The sequence below is a fragment of the Kocuria sp. CH-021 genome, assembly GCF_049716185.1.
GTDB lineage: Bacteria > Actinomycetota > Actinomycetes > Actinomycetales > Micrococcaceae > Kocuria > Kocuria cellulosilytica.
Map to the genome: position 1 here is coordinate 1 of NZ_JBNAFK010000026.1, position 18,445 is coordinate 18,445.

Annotated in this window: 19 protein-coding genes and 1 riboswitch; of the genes, 10 read left to right on the forward strand and 9 right to left on the reverse strand. The window is 74.2% G+C overall.

What is annotated here, in order from left to right:
• The first annotated feature begins 187 nt into the window (after positions 1 to 187).
• Positions 188 to 2,278, forward strand: coding sequence for a calcineurin-like phosphoesterase C-terminal domain-containing protein (locus ACPYN7_RS16005; RefSeq protein WP_424348297.1), 2,091 nt, complete (start codon positions 188 to 190; stop codon positions 2,276 to 2,278).
• A gap of 57 nt (positions 2,279 to 2,335) precedes the next feature.
• On the opposite strand, the gene ACPYN7_RS16010 is transcribed toward ACPYN7_RS16005, so the two are convergent.
• Entirely contained in the window at positions 2,336 to 3,280 is a 945-nt protein-coding gene (locus tag ACPYN7_RS16010) for an NAD(P)/FAD-dependent oxidoreductase (protein WP_424348298.1), read from the reverse strand.
• Between the two features lie 99 nt (positions 3,281 to 3,379).
• Between ACPYN7_RS16010 and ACPYN7_RS16015 the strand changes: the two genes are divergently transcribed.
• From ACPYN7_RS16015 to ACPYN7_RS16025, 3 genes are all read left to right on the forward strand, one after another.
• Entirely contained in the window at positions 3,380 to 4,078 is a 699-nt protein-coding gene (locus ACPYN7_RS16015; protein ID WP_424348299.1) for a helix-turn-helix domain-containing protein, read from the forward strand.
• A gap of 84 nt (positions 4,079 to 4,162) precedes the next feature.
• Positions 4,163 to 5,026: a polyphosphate--glucose phosphotransferase gene (gene ppgK / locus ACPYN7_RS16020; RefSeq protein WP_424348300.1), complete on the forward strand. Its 864-nt coding sequence runs from the start codon at positions 4,163 to 4,165 to the stop codon at positions 5,024 to 5,026.
• Positions 5,027 to 5,214: 188 nt separating this feature from the next.
• Positions 5,215 to 5,562, forward strand: coding sequence for a hypothetical protein (locus ACPYN7_RS16025; RefSeq protein WP_424348301.1), 348 nt, complete (start codon positions 5,215 to 5,217; stop codon positions 5,560 to 5,562).
• Positions 5,563 to 5,584: 22 nt separating this feature from the next.
• Here ACPYN7_RS16025 and ACPYN7_RS16030 read toward each other — a convergent pair whose 3' ends face one another.
• The 5 genes from ACPYN7_RS16030 to ACPYN7_RS16050 all read right to left on the reverse strand — a co-directional run bounded on the left by ACPYN7_RS16030 (position 5,585) and on the right by ACPYN7_RS16050 (position 9,416).
• Complete coding sequence (locus ACPYN7_RS16030; protein ID WP_424348302.1) at positions 5,585 to 5,788, reverse strand: DUF2945 domain-containing protein; 204 nt, start codon at positions 5,786 to 5,788, stop codon at positions 5,585 to 5,587.
• 113 nt (positions 5,789 to 5,901) lie between these two features.
• Complete coding sequence (locus ACPYN7_RS16035; RefSeq protein ID WP_424348303.1) at positions 5,902 to 7,740, reverse strand: MDR family MFS transporter; 1,839 nt, start codon at positions 7,738 to 7,740, stop codon at positions 5,902 to 5,904.
• Positions 7,737 to 8,363, reverse strand: coding sequence for a TetR family transcriptional regulator (locus tag ACPYN7_RS16040; RefSeq protein ID WP_424348304.1), 627 nt, complete (start codon positions 8,361 to 8,363; stop codon positions 7,737 to 7,739). The genes ACPYN7_RS16035 and ACPYN7_RS16040 overlap by 4 nt, the downstream gene beginning before the upstream one ends.
• 85 nt (positions 8,364 to 8,448) lie before the next feature.
• Entirely contained in the window at positions 8,449 to 8,778 is a 330-nt protein-coding gene (locus ACPYN7_RS16045) for a DUF3140 domain-containing protein (protein ID WP_424348305.1), read from the reverse strand.
• Positions 8,775 to 9,416, reverse strand: coding sequence for a GntR family transcriptional regulator (locus tag ACPYN7_RS16050; RefSeq protein WP_424348306.1), 642 nt, complete (start codon positions 9,414 to 9,416; stop codon positions 8,775 to 8,777). The genes ACPYN7_RS16045 and ACPYN7_RS16050 overlap by 4 nt, the downstream gene beginning before the upstream one ends.
• A 132-nt stretch (positions 9,417 to 9,548) precedes the next feature.
• On the opposite strand from ACPYN7_RS16050, the gene ACPYN7_RS16055 reads away from it, so the two are divergent.
• Genes ACPYN7_RS16055 through madM form a run of 4 tightly spaced genes read left to right on the forward strand, consistent with a single transcriptional unit; the run spans position 9,549 to position 13,521 of the window.
• Positions 9,549 to 10,811 (forward strand): malonyl-CoA decarboxylase domain-containing protein, encoded by a 1,263-nt coding sequence (locus ACPYN7_RS16055; RefSeq protein WP_424348307.1) that lies wholly within the window; start codon positions 9,549 to 9,551, stop codon positions 10,809 to 10,811.
• Positions 10,808 to 12,334 carry an AMP-binding protein gene (locus ACPYN7_RS16060; protein ID WP_424348308.1) on the forward strand — a complete coding sequence of 509 codons (1,527 nt, stop codon included), beginning with the start codon at positions 10,808 to 10,810 and terminating at the stop codon, positions 12,332 to 12,334. Before ACPYN7_RS16055 ends, ACPYN7_RS16060 begins: the two co-directional genes overlap by 4 nt.
• A gap of 9 nt (positions 12,335 to 12,343) precedes the next feature.
• On the forward strand, positions 12,344 to 12,757 hold the full coding sequence (gene madL, locus ACPYN7_RS16065; RefSeq protein ID WP_424348309.1) for a malonate transporter subunit MadL: 414 nt from the start codon (positions 12,344 to 12,346) through the stop codon (positions 12,755 to 12,757).
• Positions 12,757 to 13,521 (forward strand): malonate transporter subunit MadM, encoded by a 765-nt coding sequence (gene madM, locus ACPYN7_RS16070; protein WP_368827170.1) that lies wholly within the window; start codon positions 12,757 to 12,759, stop codon positions 13,519 to 13,521. The genes madL and madM overlap by 1 nt, the downstream gene beginning before the upstream one ends.
• 72 nt (positions 13,522 to 13,593) lie before the next feature.
• Here the strand turns inward: madM and ACPYN7_RS16075 are convergent, their stop codons facing one another.
• The 3 genes from ACPYN7_RS16075 to thiE form a co-directional block, all read right to left on the reverse strand.
• On the reverse strand, positions 13,594 to 14,505 hold the full coding sequence (locus ACPYN7_RS16075) for a VOC family protein (RefSeq protein ID WP_424348310.1): 912 nt from the start codon (positions 14,503 to 14,505) through the stop codon (positions 13,594 to 13,596).
• A gap of 235 nt (positions 14,506 to 14,740) precedes the next feature.
• A complete protein-coding gene (locus ACPYN7_RS16080; protein WP_058874238.1) occupies positions 14,741 to 15,796 on the reverse strand; it encodes a hypothetical protein in 1,056 nt (351 codons plus the stop codon).
• Between the two features lie 76 nt (positions 15,797 to 15,872).
• Entirely contained in the window at positions 15,873 to 16,502 is a 630-nt protein-coding gene (gene thiE / locus ACPYN7_RS16085) for a thiamine phosphate synthase (RefSeq protein ID WP_424348332.1), read from the reverse strand.
• A 135-nt stretch (positions 16,503 to 16,637) separates the two neighbouring features.
• Positions 16,638 to 16,741, forward strand: a riboswitch (TPP riboswitch).
• Here thiE and ACPYN7_RS16090 point away from each other — a divergent pair.
• Complete coding sequence (locus ACPYN7_RS16090) at positions 16,737 to 18,209, forward strand: FAD-dependent oxidoreductase (RefSeq protein ID WP_424348311.1); 1,473 nt, start codon at positions 16,737 to 16,739, stop codon at positions 18,207 to 18,209. (Overlaps the previous riboswitch by 5 nt.)
• Positions 18,206 to 18,445: a sulfur carrier protein ThiS gene (thiS, locus tag ACPYN7_RS16095; protein ID WP_368827163.1), complete on the forward strand. Its 240-nt coding sequence runs from the start codon at positions 18,206 to 18,208 to the stop codon at positions 18,443 to 18,445. The genes ACPYN7_RS16090 and thiS overlap by 4 nt, the downstream gene beginning before the upstream one ends.

Sequence of the window (18,445 nt, forward strand, 5' to 3'; positions counted from 1 at the left end):
CGGGGCTTCCGCAACTTCGACAACTACCGCCTACGAGCCCTGCTCGCCGCCGGCGGTCACCGGCCGTGGAGAAAGACACCTACCCATGCTCATCTGTGAAGGGCCGGTTTATGTCCTTCCGGGCATGTTCTGCGGGATCTCTTCTAGTCTGGACCGCACGTGACCGACCGATCCCGGAGGCGGCACCATGCCAGCCATCGCCCTGCGCCGACTTCTGCTGTCCGGCACCGCCGTCCTGGTCGTGCTGGCACCGGCAGCCGCAACAGTCCTTCCCCGGCTCCCCGCCGATCCGGTTCCTGCGGTCGCGGAGCACCCGTCCCCGGGGGTGGGCCACGGCCGGGAGGAGCCCCAGGGGCAGGCCGACGACGTCGACCCCACGGCCTACGTGGGCGGACCCGAGGTGCTGCGCGACGGTGCGGACGCCGACGGTTCCGCCGGGCGGATCAGCGGCCACGTGTTCGACGACAGCAACAGGGACAGCGTCCGGCAGGAGCACGAGGAGGGCCTGGAGGGCGTCGCCGTGTCCAACGGCCGGGACGTGGTGCGCACCGACCAACGGGGGTACTGGGAGCTGCCGCTGGCCGAGGGGCAGACCGTGTTCGTCACCAAGCCCGCCGGCTGGGACACCCCGGTCGACGAGACGAACTTCGCCCGGTTCCACTACCACCACGAGCCCGAGGGCACCGCCCAGGACCTGCGGTTCGGCGGTCTGGCCGCCACGGGGGAGGCCCCCGACGCCCTGAACTTCCCCCTGGCGCGCAACGAGGACAGCGCTCGCCGGGACCAGACCTGCGGGTTCCTGGGCGACGTGCAGACCTACTCCCACCAGGAGATCGGCTTCGCCCGCACCGGGCTGGTGCGGGACCTCGCCGCGCGCCAGGACCTGGAGGACTGCGGCCTGCTCCTGCTGGGCGACCTGGCCGGCGGCGACCTGGGGCTGTACCCGCGGCTGAAGGAGAACCTCTCCGGCGCCGGAGCCCCGATCCGCGCGGTGCCGGGCAACCACGACTACGACATCGACTCCACGGACCCCGAGGAGTCCTTCGACACCTTCAAGCAGCACGTCGGCCCGGAGAACTTCTCCTACGACGTGGGCGAGGTGCACGTCGTCGGACTGAACAACCTCTCCTACCCGTGCCGGCCCGAGGAGAACGCCGACGGCAGGCACGGCCAGTGCGCCGACCCGGAGAACGACCCCCAGTACAACGGCGTCCTCGGCGAGGAGACCCTGGCCTGGATCGAGGCGGACCTCGCCACGGTGCCGGAGGACAAGCTCGTGGTCGTCGCCACGCACGTGCCGCTGGTCTCCTACGCCGACTCCTCCAGCACCATGCACCAGACCGACGACGTCACGGAGCTCTACGCCCTGCTCGAGGGCCGCGAGGCGATCTCCTTCTCCGGGCACACCCACTCGGTCGAGAACATGACGGCCGGCACCACTGTGGCCGGGTGGCAGGAGTCGGCGGGCGTCCAGGAGCTGCCCTTCCACCACATCGTGGCCGGCGCCCCGAGCGGCGACTGGTACATCGGCGACCTCGATGTCGACGGCGTGCCCATGGCGCTGCAGCGGGACGGGGCCCCGCCCGGCTGGTTCTCGCTCGACGTGCAGGGCACCGGCTACCGGGAGAACTTCCACGCGATCGGCCGCGACGGGGACCGGATGGGACTGGCCGTGAACTCCCCGTACTGGCGGGACTGGTACAACACCCTCGCCGCGTGGGGCGAGGCCAACCTGGGCAACTGGGACGCCGTGCCCCCGGTGAACGTCAACGACCTCGGGGACCCCGGCATGGTCACGGCCGAGGACCTGCGGGGCGGCACCCGGCTGTCCGCCAACGTGTGGAACGGCACCCGGGAGACCCGCGTGACCATGTCCGTCGACGGCGGGGAGCCGCTGGAGACCACCCACACCCAGCCCGGCGCCGGCGAGGAGAAGGCCCAGGGCGCCGAGGTGGCGGACCCCTACGCGGCCACCCGCCAGCTGATGATCGCCCGCCACGCCTTCGAGTCCACCTCCGGGAACGAGGACGCCCAGGGGTTCCAGGCCTTCTACGGGATCCAGGCCGGCCCGGCGGCCCCGCGGCCGGGCTACCACGTCGCCCGGAGCACGACCCATCTCTGGCAGCTCGAGCTCCCGGCCGACCTGGAGCCCGGCGTGCACACCGCGGAGGTGACGGCCACGGACCGCCACGGACGCGAGAGCACCGAGTGGCTGACCTTCGAGGTCGTCGAGGAGCGACCGCAGATGTCGTTCCGCACCGAGGTCTTCGCGGGCTGATCCCGTCCCACGGTGCGGCGGGGTCCGGCCGGTGCGTCCGGCCGGACCCCGCCGACGTCACACGGCCGCCCGGGCCCGCACGGCGGCGGCCGCGTCCTCGGCCACGAGGTCCGCGTTGATCGCCGCGGCCGCGCCGAGCCCCGCTCCCGCGGCGGAGGAGACCATGGCCGAGAGATCACCGGCGTTGCCGGCCGCCCACACCCCGGGGACCTCGGTGGCGCCCATCGGGCCCGTGGCGATCAGCGTCCCGGCGGGGTGGTCGGTCAGGGTGCCGCCGAGCTGCTCGTAGAGCTCCGCCCGGGCCACGAACCGGGGCGCCACGACCACGGCGTCCACCGGGACCTCCCGGCCGTCGTCGAGGACCACCGCGCGCAGCGCGCCCTCCTCGAGGCGCAGCCGCCGGACGGGTCCCTCGACCACCCGGACCCCCAGGGCGTCGAGCTGATCCCACGCCTCGGCGCCGGGATCCGGCATCCGGTGCGGGAAGAGGGTGACGTCCTCGCTGAGCTGCCGGAACAGCAGCGTCTGGTGGATGCTCATGGGCACCGCGCCGAGCACCCCGATGCGCCGGCCGCGGACCTCCCAGCCGTGGCAGTAGGGGCAGTGCAGCACGCTGCGCCCCCACAGCTCGGCCACCCCGGGCACGTCGGGGAGCTCGTCGACCAGCCCGGTGGCGAGCAGCAGCCGTCGCGCCCGCAGCACGCCGCCGCCCGCGAGGCCGAGCGTGAACCCGTCCGCCTCGGCCCGGGCGGTCACGGCCCGGCCGGCCACGATCCGCGCCCCGTACTGCTCCGCCTCGCGCCGGCCGGCGGCCAGCAGCTCCAGCGGCGGGATCCCCTCGCGGCCGAGGAGGTTGTGCGCGCCGGCGGCCGGGGCGTTGCGCGGTTCGCCGGCGTCCACCACGACCACCGAGCGCCGCGAGCGCGCCAGGGCCACGGCGGCACTCAGGCCGGCGGCGCCGCCGCCGACGACCACCACGTCATGGGTCGGTTCCGGGCTCATGGCACACCTCAGGCTTTCCTGCGCTCTCGTCCGGCCGGGAACTCCCGGCCACAGCACCACGGTAGACGCACTGTGCGTACAAGACATAGCATCTTGCTCATGACGCAAGAACTGGACCTGGACGCCGTGATCCGCCGGCGCATCCGCGGCCTCCGGCTGGCGCGCGGCTGGTCCCTGGACGCGCTCGCGGCCCGGTGCCGGCTCAGCCCGTCCACGCTGAGCCGGCTCGAGACCGGGCACCGCCGGATCGCCCTGGACCAGCTGGTGCCCATCGCCCGCGCGCTCGACACCTCGCTGGACCAGCTCGTGGAGTCCCCCGAGGACGAGGACGTCGTGATCCGCCCGCAGCCCAGCAGCACGCCGGGGCTGACCACGTGGTTGCTGTCCACCGAGCGGGCGCTGCACGGGATGACCGTGGCCAAGATGCGCATCCTGCCGGGCCGCCCGCCCGCCCCGGAGCGGCTCGCGGTGCACCCCGGCCGGGACTGGTTCACCGTGCTCTCGGGGACCGCCCGCCTGCACCTGGGGGAGCGGGTGATCGTGGTCGAGGCGGGTCAGGCGGCGCAGTTCTCCACGATGGTCCCGCACGCCATCGTGGCGCAGGGCGGGCCGGTGGAGATCCTCACCGTGCTCGACCACGACGGCGAGCGCGCCCATCTGCACGCGGACGGTCCGGCCGGGGCCCGGCAGGAGCCGGCCCCGGCCGAGGGTCCGGGGGTCCGCGGCGCCGAGCACGACCGGGGCGCATCCCGGGGCCGGCCGGGGCGCCCCGGCCGAGGAGCAGGGCCCGGAGAATAATTGCCGTCCCCGCCCGGTTGTACAGTCGACCAGGCGCTGCCCGTGCGAGGGCGCGCCGCTCCCGCCTCGATCCAGGACCGTGAGATGACCTGTGCCCTGCCGTCCTTCCGGACGCCCCCGACCGTCCCCCCGCCCGTTCCCGGCGGGGGCGACGACGACGCCCGCTGTCTCGGGGTGGACATCGGCGGGACGACCATCAAGTACGCGGTCGTGGACCCGGTCCGCGGCACCACCGTCGGCCCCGTCCGCCGGGTGCCCACGCCCGCGCCGGCGACTCCGGCGGCAGTGGTGGCCGCCCTCCGCGGGGTCCTGGTGGGGCTGGAGGACGCGCCGGAGCTGGGCCGGCCCCTGACCGGGGTCGGCGTGGGCGTCCCGGCCATCATCGACCACGGCATCGCCCGCTCGGCCGCCCATCTCGACGACTCCTGGATCGGCGCGGACGCCCGGGAGCTGCTCGCCACCGGGCTGGGGCGGCAGGTCGCGGTGCTCAACGACGCCGACGCCGCCGGGCTGGCCGAGGTGCGCTTCGGCGCCGCCCGGGACGCCCGGGGCACGGTGCTGGTGATCACGCTGGGCACGGGGATCGGCTCGGCGCTGTTCCTGGACGGGGAGCTGATCCCCAACAGCGAGTTCGGCCACGTCTGGCTGGACGGCCGCGACGTGGACGGCTGGGCCGGCGCCTCCGCCCGGACGGTGGAGGCGCTGGACTGGCCGACCTACACGGACCGGCTCCAGCGCTACCTGTCCCACCTCGAGCGTCTGATCTCCCCGGACCTGATCGTCCTCGGCGGGGGCATCAGCGAGCGGCACCAGGAGTTCCTGCCCCACCTGCGGCTGCGCGCCCGCGTGGCCCCCGCGCAGCTGCGCAACGCGGCCGGCATCGTCGGCGCCGGCCGCCAGGCCCACCTCGGGGCGGAGCGCGCGGGCCGCCTCGCCGGGATCCGCTGAGCGGGTCCCAGGCCCGGCTGCCTGCACGTCCGTGCACCACGGGCCGCGGCGCGTGGACCGATGCGAAGGACTCTTCCCCCGTGTGACGTGGATCTCTATCATGGACAGGGACAGCGTGGTCGAGCACCCCGCCCGGCACCGGGACCTCAGCAGGTCCCCGTGCGCTCCCACGACTGGAGATCCCCGCCATGAGTCTTTCCGCACTGAGCCCCGTTCCCGACGACACCGGTCCCCTCGACGTCCTCCCGGGCATCGGCGTGGGTCCGGCCGTCGAGCCGGTCGCGTCGATCACCGTCTCCCACGTCGCCCGGTACCGCATGCGCACCGACCGCGCCGGCCTGGACCTCCGCGCCGGTGAGGCGGTGCTGTGCGCCCCCTACGAGCCGGTCGAGCTCGGGATGGTCGTGCTGGTCCGCTGCGAGGTCGACGGCTACACCCCGGGTGCCCTGATCCCGGCGGCCGACGTCGAGTACCTCGAACCGGTCGGCCCGTCCTTCGGCCCGTTCGTCTGGGGCACGCCCGGCGTCCGCGACTGAGCGCGGTGCCCGGCCCGCGGCGTCACGCCTCGGTCAGGGCGTCCGCCTTGTGGGTCGCACGGGCCCCGGTGTCGGCGGACTCCACGATGTAGTGCGGGTCGTCCGCGCTCGCGCGGTACGTGCGGCCGTCGAACTCGAAGTCCTCGGTCCTCTTCTCGACCACGGTGCCCTCGGTGGTGCCCTGCGGGGTGTTCCACGTGACCTTGGTGCCCTTGCTCAGACCCATCAGCTGCTCCTTCTCCCGTGCTCGTCCGCGCCGGCGTCCGTGCACCCTCGCGCCGGTCCCGGCCGCCGCGGCACGCCCTCGGCGGCCGGGCACTCCCGGGTGTGGGGCCCAACCTACCGACGGATCGGGGCTCTGGCGAGCGTCCGCGGGCGCAGGGCACGGGCGGGCCACGCCGGCCGGGCCGCACCGGGCGAGCCGGAACCATCGGGTCGCGACGCGCGGGCCACGGGCGGCTGGGCCGCCGCTGCCGCGCCCCGGCTATCGGGCGGAGGCGGCGGGTTCGCGGGTGGCCGGGCCCTCGCGCGACGTGCGGGCACCGCGTCCTCCGGTGTCCCGGTCCTCGTCGCCGGTCCGCCGGTCGGCAGGCCGGCCGGCGGACCGGCGGCGCCCCCGAGGCGGCCCTCGGCGAGCGCCTCGGGCTCGACGTCCTGCTCGATCGTCGTGGCCAGCGGCTTCTCGGTCACGAAGCACAGCAGGGCGGCCGCGAGCAGCCCCAGGGGCATGATCCACAGGAAGATGGGGGTCAGGGCGTCGTTGTAGGAGGTCACGATGGGGTCCTGCAGCGCCTGGGGGAGCGAGGCGACCACGGCAGGGGTCAGCGAGTTGGTCCCGCCCGCGCCGCCCTCGAGCGCGGCCGCCGGCAGGCGCTCGGCCAGCAGATCGGCCAGCCGGCCCGCGAAGACGCTGCCGACCACGCCCGAGCCCAGGGTGGCGCCGATCTGGCGGAAGAAGTTGTTCGCCGCGGTGGCGGTGCCGACCTGCCGCAGCGGGAAGGTGTTCTGCACGATCAGCACCAGCACCTGCATGGACAGGCCCAGGCCGAGGCCCAGGACCGAGATGTAGAGGCACACGTGCCACACGCCCTGCTCGGAGGTCAGGGTCGCGAGCAGACCCATGGCCACGGCCACGAGCACGCTCCCGGCCACCGGCAGCCACTTGTAGCGGCCCGTCCGGCTCACCGCCCGCCCGGCGAGCACCGAGGTCAGGAGCATGGTGCCCATCATCGGCACCATCAGCAGCCCGGAGCGGGTGGCGTCGATGCCGAAGACCATCTGCAGGTAGGTGGGCAGGTAGCCGAGGGCCCCGAACATCGCCACGCCGGTGAGCAGTCCGGCCAGGGTGGTGAGGACGAAGTTGCGCTCGCGGAACAGGTGCATCGGGATGATCGGCTCGGCGGTGCGCCGTTCCACGGCCACGAAGGCCGCGGAGGTCACGAGCGTCCCGGCGATCAGGCCGAGGATCACGGGGTCGGTCCAGGCGTACTTGCCGCCGCCCCAGGTGGCGAACAGCACCAGGCAGGTCGTGGCCACGGCCAGCAGCGCCATGCCGCCGATGTCCAGGCGCGGCCGGCCGCTGTGCCGGGGGAGCTTGAGGAACAGGACGGCCCCGGCCAGCGCCAGGAGCCCGAGCGGGATGTTGATCCAGAAGACCCAGCGCCAGCCGGGACCTTCGGTGAAGAACCCGCCCAGCAGCGGGCCGGCCACCGAGGCGAGGGCGAAGACGCCGCCCATGACGCCCATGTACTTGCCGCGCTCCCGGGCGGGGACCACGTCGGCGATGGCGGCCTGGGAGAGGATGATCAGCCCGCCGCCGCCGAGGCCCTGGACGGCGCGGGCGGCGATGAGGACCTCGATGCTGCCCGCGAGCGCGCCGATCACGGAGCCGGCCATGAACACCAGGATCGCGCCCAGGAGCAGGGGCTTGCGGCCCATCAGGTCCCCGAGCTTGCCGTAGACGGGCATCATGATGGTCGAGGCCAGGATGTAGGCGGTGATCACCCACAGCATCTCGTCGACCCCGTTGAGCTCGCCCACGATCGTGGGCAGCGCGGTGCTGAGCACGGTCTGGTTGAGCGCGGCCAGCAGCATGGAGAGCATGAGGCCCACGAAGAGCAGCACGAGGTGCCGGGAGCCGGTGGCCTGCTCGGTCCGGTGGGTGGGGGTGCGGGTCATGAGAGCTTCTCCTGGAGGCGGTGGAAGAGGGCGAGCGCCGACTCGTGGTCCTCGGTCGGCAGCCCGCGTGCCGGGGAGTAGCCCTCGGCGGTGATGGCGAAGCGCAGGGGGACCCCGGCGAGGAGCACCAGCATCCGGGCGACCTCGTCCACGGGGTGCTCCCCGATCCCGGGGGACCACTCCGGCTCCCGGGCGAGCAGCTCCGCGAGGGTGTGGCGCACCAGGGCCTCGGCCTCGAGCATCAGCTCGTGCCGGCGGCGGCCCAGGCTCGGATGGTCCTGCAGGAGCCTCCGGCGCCGCTCGGCGTCCGGGCCCGCGTAGGCGCTGCGGGACACGGCCAGGAGCAGGCGCGAGACCTGGCCCAGCAGGTCGTGCCCGAGGGAGAAGCCCTCCAGGAGCGCCGGGTCCAGCGAGGGGGCCCGCATGCCCAGGACGGCGTCCTCCTTGGCGGGGAAGTAGTTGAAGAAGGTGCGCGGGGAGACTCCGGCCGCGGCGGCGACGGCCTCCACCGTGGTGCCCTCGACCCCGTGCTCGACCGCGAGGGCTGCGGCCGCCTCGTGGATCGCGGACCAGGTCTCGGCCTTCTTGCGGGCGCGCAGGGTGGGGGCAGGATCGGTGGGCATGCCCATATTCTTGCACTTCTGCACTTTTTGCACAACTGCAATATTGTGGGCCTCCCGCTCGCCCGCGCGAATGGGGCCGGGCGGCTCAGTCCTCGAGCGGGTCGTGCCCCCAGTTCATGAGGGAGTAGCGCCACCGGGTCTCGCGCACGTCCCCGTCGGGCCGCTGGGCCAGGTGGCGGTGGACGTAGCCGACGACCTTGCGCATGTGCTCGTGGTCGGCGTCCGTGCGCTCACCCTCCGGCGTCCGCAGGATCTCCACGATGCGCCGCCCGGAGCGGTGGCCCACCGACTCCCCACCGTCGTCCTGGCCCACCGAGGCGGACTCCTCGGTCTCCAGCCAGTCCGACAGCTGCCCGGCGGTCATGTTGACGGCCTCGTCGAAGTCCTTGCCGGTGGTGTCGTCGCCGCTGCTCATGTCTCGCTCCTCAGGACCAGTTCGGTGTACTCGTCTGCTTGGATCTGCACGTGCGCCCGCGCCTGCGCCCGGGCCGTCTCCGGGTCGTGCGCCAGGACGGCCTCCGCGATCGCCCGGTGCTCGTCCAGGCTCCTGGCCATCCGGTCGCCCACGCGCAGCTGGAGGCGGCGGTAGACCTCCAGGGCGCCCTGCAGCTTCTCCGCCTCCGCGCGCAGGAACTCGTTGCCGGAGCCCGCGTAGATCGCCCGGTGGAAGCGGCTGTTGGCGTCGTAGTAGCCGTCCGGGTCGCCCTCCTGTACGAAGCGCCGGCACGCCTCGAGCGTCGCGGTCATCTCCGCGGCCGTCCCGGGGGGCATCCGCCGGGCGGCCAGCTCGGCACAGAGGCCCTCCAGGTCCGCCATGACCTCGAACCGCTCCGCGAGTTCGCGCACGCCCAGGCGGGAGACGAAGGTCCCGTGCTTGGGCCGGATCTGCACCATCCCCGAGTTGCTGAGGTGCTGGAGCGCGTCGCGGACCGGGGTCCGGGAGCACCCGTACTCGGCGGAGATGCTCGTCAGGTCCAGCTTGTCGCCGGGGCGGTAGCGGCCGGCGACGATGGCCTCCTCCAGGCCCCGCCGCACGCGCACGGCTTCGGTCATCGTTGCTCCTTCGACGAGTGGTCCAAATCTATCCCAGCCGAGCTGTGGTGCAGCTCACACGAATGCTCTACAGTGCAGTGATATATACAACAGCGCTCGAGATGTACACATCATTCCCGTCAGGAGCTGACCATGGACGCGTCACCCCATCTGCCGAGGCGGCTGACCGAGCAGTGCGCCGCGCTGCTCGACGTCGGCGACGGCCACTTCAAGCCGACCCTGGCCTCCGCCGTGCTGGACGGGTTCGAAGGGCTCGGCCCCGAGGGGCAGCTCGCGTTCTTCCGCCACCTCCACGGCGACCTGGGGGCGGCCCCGGCCGCCGTGGACGACGCCATCGCCCGGTGGCAGGACGCGCCCTCCCAGCAGTCGGCCCAGCGGCTGCACGCGGCCAGCGAGTCGCCGCGCCAGGCGCTGCTGCGCGCCCTGAACCTCGCGGAGGACGGCACCTTCCGTCTCGTCTCCATGCGCTCGCGCTTCCTGGCGGTGCTGGCCGAGCACCCGGAGCTCGAGCCGGTGGACCAGGACTTCCTGCACCTGTTCCGGTCCTGGTTCAACGCCGGCTTCCTCAAGCTGCACGAGCTCTCCTGGGACTCGCCGAGCTCGCTCGTGGAGCACGTCCTCGAGTACGAGTCCGTGCACCCGCTCGGCGGCTGGGCGGACCTGCGGTCCCGGCTCCAGCCGGCGGACCGCCAGTGCTTCGCCTTCCTGCACCCCTCCATGGGGGACCGCCCGCTGATCTTCGTGGAGGTGGCCGTGACCGAGGAGATCCCCTCCTCCACGGACTTCATCACCGACCTCGACCGGGCGCGGCAGGGCTCCGGCCGGACGGTGGCGACGCTGTACTCCATCAACAACACGTTCCCGGGGCTGCGCGGCATCCCGTTCGGCAACCACCTCATCAAGCAGGTGATCGCCCACGTGCGGCGGCACGATCCGGAGGTGACCACGTTCGTGACGCTCTCGCCGGTGCCGGGGTTCCGCCGGTGGCTCGAGACGCGCCCGGCCGGCGGGACCGGGGGGAGGCGCCTGGCCGCGGAGGCGGACGCCGCCCTGCGCCCCGGAGCCCCGGCCGGCGCCGTCGAGGCCGTCCGGCCGGCGATCGTGGCCGCGGCCCGCAGCTACCTCCTGGAGAGCACCGACGGCCGCGGCAGACCCCTGGACCGCGTGGCACGGTTCCACCTGCGCAACGGCGCCGTGCTGGACCGCATCAACTGGCCGGCGAGCACGGAGCCGCACGTTCTCGACCAGTCCTTCGGGCTCATGGTCAATTACCTCTACGACGCACCCAGCGGCAGCGACGAGCGCGCGAGGGACGACACCGAACGGGTCGCCGTCCCGGCGTCCCGCGCCGCGGCAGCGGCCCACCGACCGACCACCACCGAGGAGACGACATGAGGACCATCCACCAGCTGTTCGAGGACGCCGTGGAGAGACACGGCGAGAAGGCGCTCAGCATCGAGCCGGACGGGCGCCGGCTGACCTACGCCGCGGTGCACGCGCTGACCGAGGAGCTGGCCGGCACCCTGACCGCGCTCGGCGTGCGGCCCGGCGACCGGGTCGCGGTCAGGACCGAGAAGCTGCCCGAGGTCGTCGCGCTCTACCTGGCCACCCTGCGGGTGGGCGCGATCTACCTGCCGCTGAACACGGCGTACACCGGCAGCGAGCTCCGGTACTTCGTCGAGGACGCCCGGCCGGCCCTGTTCGTCTGCACCCCCGGCGAGGAGGAGGAGCTGGCCGGGAACAGCCCGGACGGCGTCCGCTACCTGTCGATGGGCCCGCACCGGACCGGCACGCTCTTCGAGCAGGGGAGCACCCGCCCGGGGCCCCCGGCCGCCGTGGACCTCGACGCGCCGGCGGCCATCCTCTACACCTCGGGCACCACCGGGCGCTCCAAGGGCGCCGTGCTGACCCACCGCAACCTCGCCAGCAACTGTGCCACCCTGACCGAGGCGTGGCAGTACACGCACGACGACGTGCTCATCCACGCGCTGCCGATCTTCCACATCCACGGGCTCTTCGTGGCCGTCAACATGTCGGTGACCACCGGGGCCACCATGCACTTCCTGCCGAAGTTCGACCCGCAGGCGGTCCTCGACCTGATGCCCGAGGCCACGGTGCTCATGGGGGTGCCCACGTTCTACACCCGTCTGCTCCGGCACCCGGACCTGACGGCCGAGCGCACGCGGACCATGCGGCTGTTCGTCAGCGGGTCGGCGCCCCTGACCGCCGAGACCCACCACGAGTGGCAGGACCGCACCGGCCACGCCATCCTCGAGCGCTACGGCATGACCGAGACCGGCATGATGTGCTCCAACCCGTACGCCGGTGAGCGCAGGGCCGGAACCGTCGGCCCGCCCCTGCCGGGCATCAGCATCCGCGTGGCCGAGCGCGGGAGCAGCGCCGAGCTCCCGGCCGGGGAGGTCGGCTCGATCCAGGTCGCGGGCCCCAACGTGTTCCGGGAGTACTGGAACCAGCCGGAGAAGACCGCCGAGGAGTTCACCGACGACGGGTTCTTCGTCACCGGCGACCTGGGCGTGGTCGACGACGACGGCTACCTCGCCATCGTGGGGCGGGACAAGGACCTCATCATCTCGGGCGGCTACAACATCTACCCCAAGGAGATCGAGGAGCTCATCGACGAGCACCCCGCCGTGCGGGAGTCCGCGGTCGTCGGCGTGCCGCACCCCGATCTCGGGGAGGTGCCCGTCGCCGTCGTCGTGCCCCAGGACGGCGCTCCGGCCGACCCGGAGGAGATCCTCGAGAGCATCCGGCCGCGGCTGGCGCGGTTCAAGCAGCCCCGGCGGGTCGAGTTCGCCGGCGAGCTGCCCCGGAACGTCATGGGCAAGATCCAGAAGGCGGCGCTGCGCCAGGAGCACGCGGCGCTGTTCCAGCAGGCACCGACCGGACCGAAGGGCTGAGGGGCGGACATGATCATCACAGCCCCTGGCGTAGCGGTACTGGCCGGGTGCTTCCTGACGGGAATGCTCATCGGTGAATTCCTGGGGCTGTTGTTGGGGGTCGACGCCAATGTGGGCGGTGTCGGCTTCGCCATGGTCCTGCTCGTGCTCGTCACCCACCGGATGCGCCGGGCGGGCATGCTGCCCTCGGCGACCGAGCACGGGGTGTTCTTCTGGAGCGCGATGTACATCCCGATCGTGGTGGCCATGGCGGCCACCCAGAACGTGGTCTCCGCCGTGAGCGGCGGCCCCATGGCGCTGCTGGTCGGGCTCGCGGCGCTCACCGCGGGGGCCGCGCTGGTCCCGGTGCTCGCCCGGATCGGGGGGCAGGCGGACCCGCTGCCTCCCCGGGAGCAGGACAAGGCGATGGAGGAGGTCTCCTGATGGACGTCGTCGCAGAACTGCTGGAGTCCAACGGGCTCGTCTTCGCGTTCCTCGTGGTCGGGGTGCTCATCCTGGTCTCGAACTACTTCTCCCGGCGGCTGACCCGCGGCCGGCTCCAGGGCTCGGCCATCGCCATCACCGTCGGCCTCGTCCTCGCGTACTTCGGCGGCCTGCACACCGGTGGTGAGCGCGGGCTCGCGGACATCGCGGTCTTCGCCGGGCTCGGCCTCATGGGCGGCTCCATGCTGCGGGACTTCGCCATCGTCTCGACCGCCTACGGGGTGGACCTGGACGTGATCAAGAAGGCCGGCGTCACCGGGGTGCTCGCCGTGCTGCTGGGCGTCTTCGTCTCGGCCGTCGTCGGTGCGGCCATCGCCGCCGGGTTCGGGTACACCGACCCGGTCAGCATGGCGACGATCGGCGGCGGCGCGGCCACCTACATCGTCGGCCCGGTCACCGGCACGGCGCTGGGCGCGAGCAGCGAGGTCATCGCGCTCAGTGTGGCCGCCGGCCTGGTCAAGTCCGTGGTCGTGATGATCGGCACGCCGTTCATCGCCCCGCTGATCAAGCTCGACAACTACAAGTCGGCCATGGCGTTCGGCGGGCTGATGGGCACCACCTCCGGAGTGGCCGGCGGGCTGGCCGCCACGGACGAGCGGCTCGTGCCGTACGGCGCCATGACCGCGACGTTCTTCACGGGGATGGGCGTGCTGCTCGTGCCCTCGGTCTTCTACTTCGCCCTGGTGCTCCTCACCGGCGGCTGAGCCACAGGACTCCGTTGCGAGTGTGACCCCGGTCCTGGCAGGACCGGGGTCACACCCGTGCGCGGAGGGGCCTCAGGCGGCGACGCCCACCTGGATCAGGGTGTTCCAGGGGTCCTCGAAGCGCAGCACGGCGCCGTCGTGCCGGGTGGGGACCCGGTGGTCCGCGAGCCGGGCCTCGAGGGCCGCGACGTCGTCGGCGCCCGGCAGGTCGATGTTGACCTGGCCCAGCCCCAGGGAGGCCGCGCGCGGGCCCGCCCCGGCGCTCTGCCAGGTGTTGAGCGCGATGTGGTGGTGGTAGCCGCCGGCGGCGATGAACAGCGCGGAGCCGATGTCGCTCATCACCTCGAAGCCGAGGACGTCCACGTAGAACTGCCGGCCCAGCGGGATGTCGCCCACCTGCAGGTGGACGTGGCCCAGGGTGGCGGGCGGCGCCGCCGGGCGCTGCCCGTCCTGCGGGACCAGGTGCTCCTGCAGGAAGCCGTTCGGGTCCAGCGGGTTGGAGGCCAGCGTCAGGAGGCCGTTGGCCTCCCGCCGCCACGTGTCGCGGGGGCGGTCGGCGTAGAGCTCCACGCCGTTGCCCTCGGGGTCGTCGAAGTAGAAGGCCTGGCTGTAGAGGTGGTCGGCGCTGCCGGTGAAGGAGCGGGGCGCCACGGTCGCCACGGACGCCAGCGCCGCGGCCAGGGCGGGCTCGTCCTCGAAGACCACCGCGGTATGGAACAGCCCGGCCTGCCCGCGGCGGGCCGGCGGCAGCTCCTTGACCTGGCGCAGCAGCATCACTGTCCGGCCGTCCCGGCCCAGCACCGCGGTGTCCCCGGAGTGGGCGAGCACGTCGAGGGTGATGGCATCCGAGTAGTAGGCGACCATCGTGTCCAGGTTGGAGACCAGCAGCTCCACGGCGCCCATGCGGGTGCCGGCGGACAGCAGGTCCTCGGCAGGGCGCCTCGTCAGGCTCTCGGGGGCGGGGTTCTGGGGAAAGATCGGCATCTCGGGGTTCTCCGTCGGCGTGGGCAGCGCATTGGTTGATGTGTCCCCAATGCTAGCCCGAGAAGCTTTCCGAGGCAAGTAAATGGTCGGTAGGACTCTCCGGGGGCCGCCCGGTCACGGGCGCGGGCGCCGTGACCGGGCCGCCGCGCCGTCCGCGCTCGCCGCGGCCCGAGCCGCGCCGGAGCCACGGCGGACCCGTGGCGGCCCCGTGGCAGCCCCGTGGCCGGAGGACCGGTCAGAGGACGAAGATCAGGGCGGCGATGACGCCCAGGATCACCAGGAAGACGATGCCCCAGGCCTTGAGGTTGTCGGAGTCGTCCTCCTCGGGCTCGGCCGGGCGCGGCGGCCAGCCGCCCGGACCGGGGCCGAACACCGGTCCGGAGGGTCCCTGCCCACCCGCTCCCGGTCCTGCGGGCGTTCCCTGCTCGGCGCCGTGCCCGGGAGCGCCGTACTGAGGGGCGCCGTACCCGGGTCCGCCGTATCCCGGTGCGCCCTGACCGGGAGCCCCCTGGCCGGGGTACTGCCCGGGCGGCGGGGGAGCCGGCGTCGCGGGACTCACGCCCCACCGCGGCGCCTCGGGCGGGTCCGCGGGCGGGGCCTCCGGTGGCGGCGACCCTGCGCCGGGACCGCCCGCCGCGGGCGGCGCCGGGGCGGGCGGCGGTCCCGCGACCGGGCCCGGCGTCGGCGGCAGGGCCTCGCCCGAGAGCACGGGGCCGTCCTCGCGGTGGCCCTTCTCCGCCTCGGTCAGCAGGGTCACGAACTGCTCGAGCGGCTCGGAGCCGTCGTGCTCCCGCGCCAGGAAGCGCTCGGCGCGGCGGCGCACCACCTTGTAGACGCGCCCGTCGTCGGGAACGCCCAGGTCCCGGGCGGCCCGCGCCACGGCGAGCGGGGGCTGCTCCGGCAGGGGGTTCGTGCCCCACTCCAGGAGCCCGGTCAGCAGCGGGCGCTCGAGCACCGAGGACAGCGCCGCCCGGGCGCCCGGCACCCGGGTCAGCTCCAGCAGCCCGCTCGGCGGGGCGGACGGGCACCCCGGCACGTCGCTGGGCAGCCGGGCCGCGCGCTCCAGCCAGAAGGTGTCGCCGAAGAGGGTGGCGAGCAGCACGGCCGCGGCCAGCCGGTCGTCGCCCGGCGCGGCGTCCTCCGGGGCGCCCTGCTCCCAGTGGGTGCCGAGCGCGCGGCGGGCGGGCTCACCGGCCAGCCGGACGCGCAGCTGCACGTCCTCCGGGCCGCGGGCGGTCTCCGCGGGACGCTCCACCGCGTGCCGCACCTGGGGGTCGAGCTCGGGGTCCATGGGCCACTCCTCCGTCGTCGTCCGTGGGTCCATGCTCTCAGAACGTGCTGAGCGCAGGCGGGGAGCCGGGGAGGGATCAGGCGGGGAGCAGGCTGCGCAGCTGCCCCGCGGCGACCCGGGGATCGGGGGCCTCGGTGACGGCGCGGACGACGACGACGCCGCGCGCCCCGGCCGCCAGCACCTGCGGGAGCCGCGGCTCGTCGATGCCGCCGATGGCGAACCACGGCACGGGCAGGACCTCCGGGCCCGCGGCGAGCCGGGCCTCCGTGAGCTCGGCGACCGCGCGGACGAACTCCAGGCCGGTGGCGGGGCGCCCCGGCTTGGTGGGCGTGGCCCAGACGGGGCCGGTGCAGAAGTAGTCGACGTCCGGGTCCTCCAGCGCCTCCCGGGCCTGGCCGAGGTCGTGGGTGGAGCGCCCGATCAGCACGTCGGAGCCCAGCAGCTGCCGGGCCTGCGCGGGGGAGAGGTCGTGCTGGCCCACGTGGAAGACGTCGGCGCCCACGAGGGCGGCGATGTCGGCGCGGTCGTTGACGGCGAACAGGGCGTCGTACTCGGCGGCGACCCGGCCCAGCAGCCGCAGCGCGGCGATCTCCTCGTCCGCGTCGATGCTCTTGTCCCGCAGCTGGACGATGTCCGCGCCGCCGGCGTACGCCGCGTGCAGGAACTCCTCGAGGTCACCCCGGTTCCGGCGGGCGTCCGTGCACACGTACAGCCGGGCGGCGTGGAGCGCGGCCGTCCGGGCGTCGCGCAGGGAGGAGTCAGCGGGGACGGAGTCGGCGGGGACGGAGTCGGCGGGGGCGGAGGCGGCACGGGTATGCTGGGTCACACGCTGATGATAGGTCAGCGGTTCTGCGGGAGCCTCACCGGGGGCTGAGAGGGCGTCCAGCGCCGACCGCCACACCTGATGCGGGTCATGCCGCCGTAGGAAAGGACAGCCCGAGTGACGTCTGCGCACCCCGCCCCGGCGACCGCGCCCCATCCTCTGGTCGAGCAGCCCGTGCACGTCCGGGCCGACGTCGTCGTGGTCGGCGCGGGGGTGATCGGCCTGGCCACCGCCTGGGAGCTGCGCCGCCGCGGCCGCTCCGTGGCCGTGGTGGACCCCGAGCCGGGCTCCGGCGCCAGCCGCGCCGCGGCCGGGATGCTGGCCCCGGTGAGCGAGGTGCAGTACCAGCAGGAGCCCCTCTACCCCCTCATGACCGCCTCGGCGGCCGAGTACCCGGCGTTCGTGGCCGCCCTCGAGCAGGCCGCCGGCGGGACGGTGGGCCACCGGGCCACCGAGACCCTGGTCTGCGGTGTGGACGCCGCCGACCGGCAGGCCCTGGCGGACCTCCGCGAGCTGCAGGCCCGGCACGGCATGACCGTGGAGCAGCTGAGCCTGCGGGCCGCCCGGGCCCTCGAACCGGCCCTGAGCCCCCGGCTGTCCGCCGCGTTCCGGATCCCCGACGACCACCAGGTGGACCCGCGCGGCCTCGTGGCCGGACTGCTCGCCGCCCTCACCGCCCCGGAGCCCTCGGAGCCTTCCGAGTCCGCTCAGCCACCAAAGCCCCCGGCATCCCCGGGACCCTCCCGGTCCCCGGCCTCGTCGGAATCCCGGGAATCCCCGGAATCTCCGGGGTCCCTGCGGTCCCCGGAGGGCGCCGGGCTCCCCGGCCTCCCGGGCGGGCGCGACGGCGGGCCGGCCCGCCTCGTCCACGGCCGCGCCACGGGACTGCGCCGCAGCGCCGAGGGCGCCGTGACCGGTGTCCGCCTGGCCGACGGCGGGATGGTCTCGGCGTCCTGGACCGTGCTCGCCCCGGGGACCGGCCTCGGCGACCTCGAGGAGCTGCCGGAGGGCTGGCACCCGCCCCTGCGCCCGGTGCACGGGGACATCCTGCGCGCCCGGGTCCCCGCCGGAGCGCCCGAGCTGCTCGAGCGCACCGTCCGCGGCCTGGTGCACGGGACACCCGTCTACCTGGTGCCCCGCACCGACGGGACCGTGGTGATCGGGGCGACCTCCCGCGAGGACGACCTCGCCGGACCCAGCGCCGGCGGCGTGTTCCGGCTGCTGCGCGACGCCCAGGCGCTGGTGCCCGGCGTCACCGACCTCGAGCTCGTCGAGGTGCTGGCCCGCGCCCGGCCCGGCACCCCGGACGACATCCCGTACCTGGGGCGGGTCCGCGACCCGGACGGCACGCCCGTGCCGGGGCTCGTGGTCTCCACCGGCTACTTCCGCCACGGCGTCCTGCTGGCCCCGCTGGCCGCCCGGCTCGCCGCGCAGCTCGTCGCCGGCGGCGCCGGGCCGGACCCCGGCGCCGACGCCGAGCACCTCGCCACCACCGACCCGCACCGCTTCGACCGCCCCGTCGAGGCCCGTCGAGGGGACCCCGCCCCGGCCGCCGCCGGGCCCGGCCCCGGGAACAGGAGCACCCGATGACCGCCATCACCCTCAACGGCCGGCCGCACACGGCGGCGGAGGACGCCACCGTCGTCGACCTCGTCGCCGAGACCGTCGGCCGCGCCCTGGGCCCGGACGGCGCCCCGCGGGACGGCGGGCGCCTCGGCGTCGCCGTGGCCGTGGACGCCGCGGTCGTCCCCCGCAGCCGCTGGGCCCGCACGCCCGTGGCCGAGGGCCAGGCCGTCGAGATCATCACCGCTGTCCAAGGAGGCTGA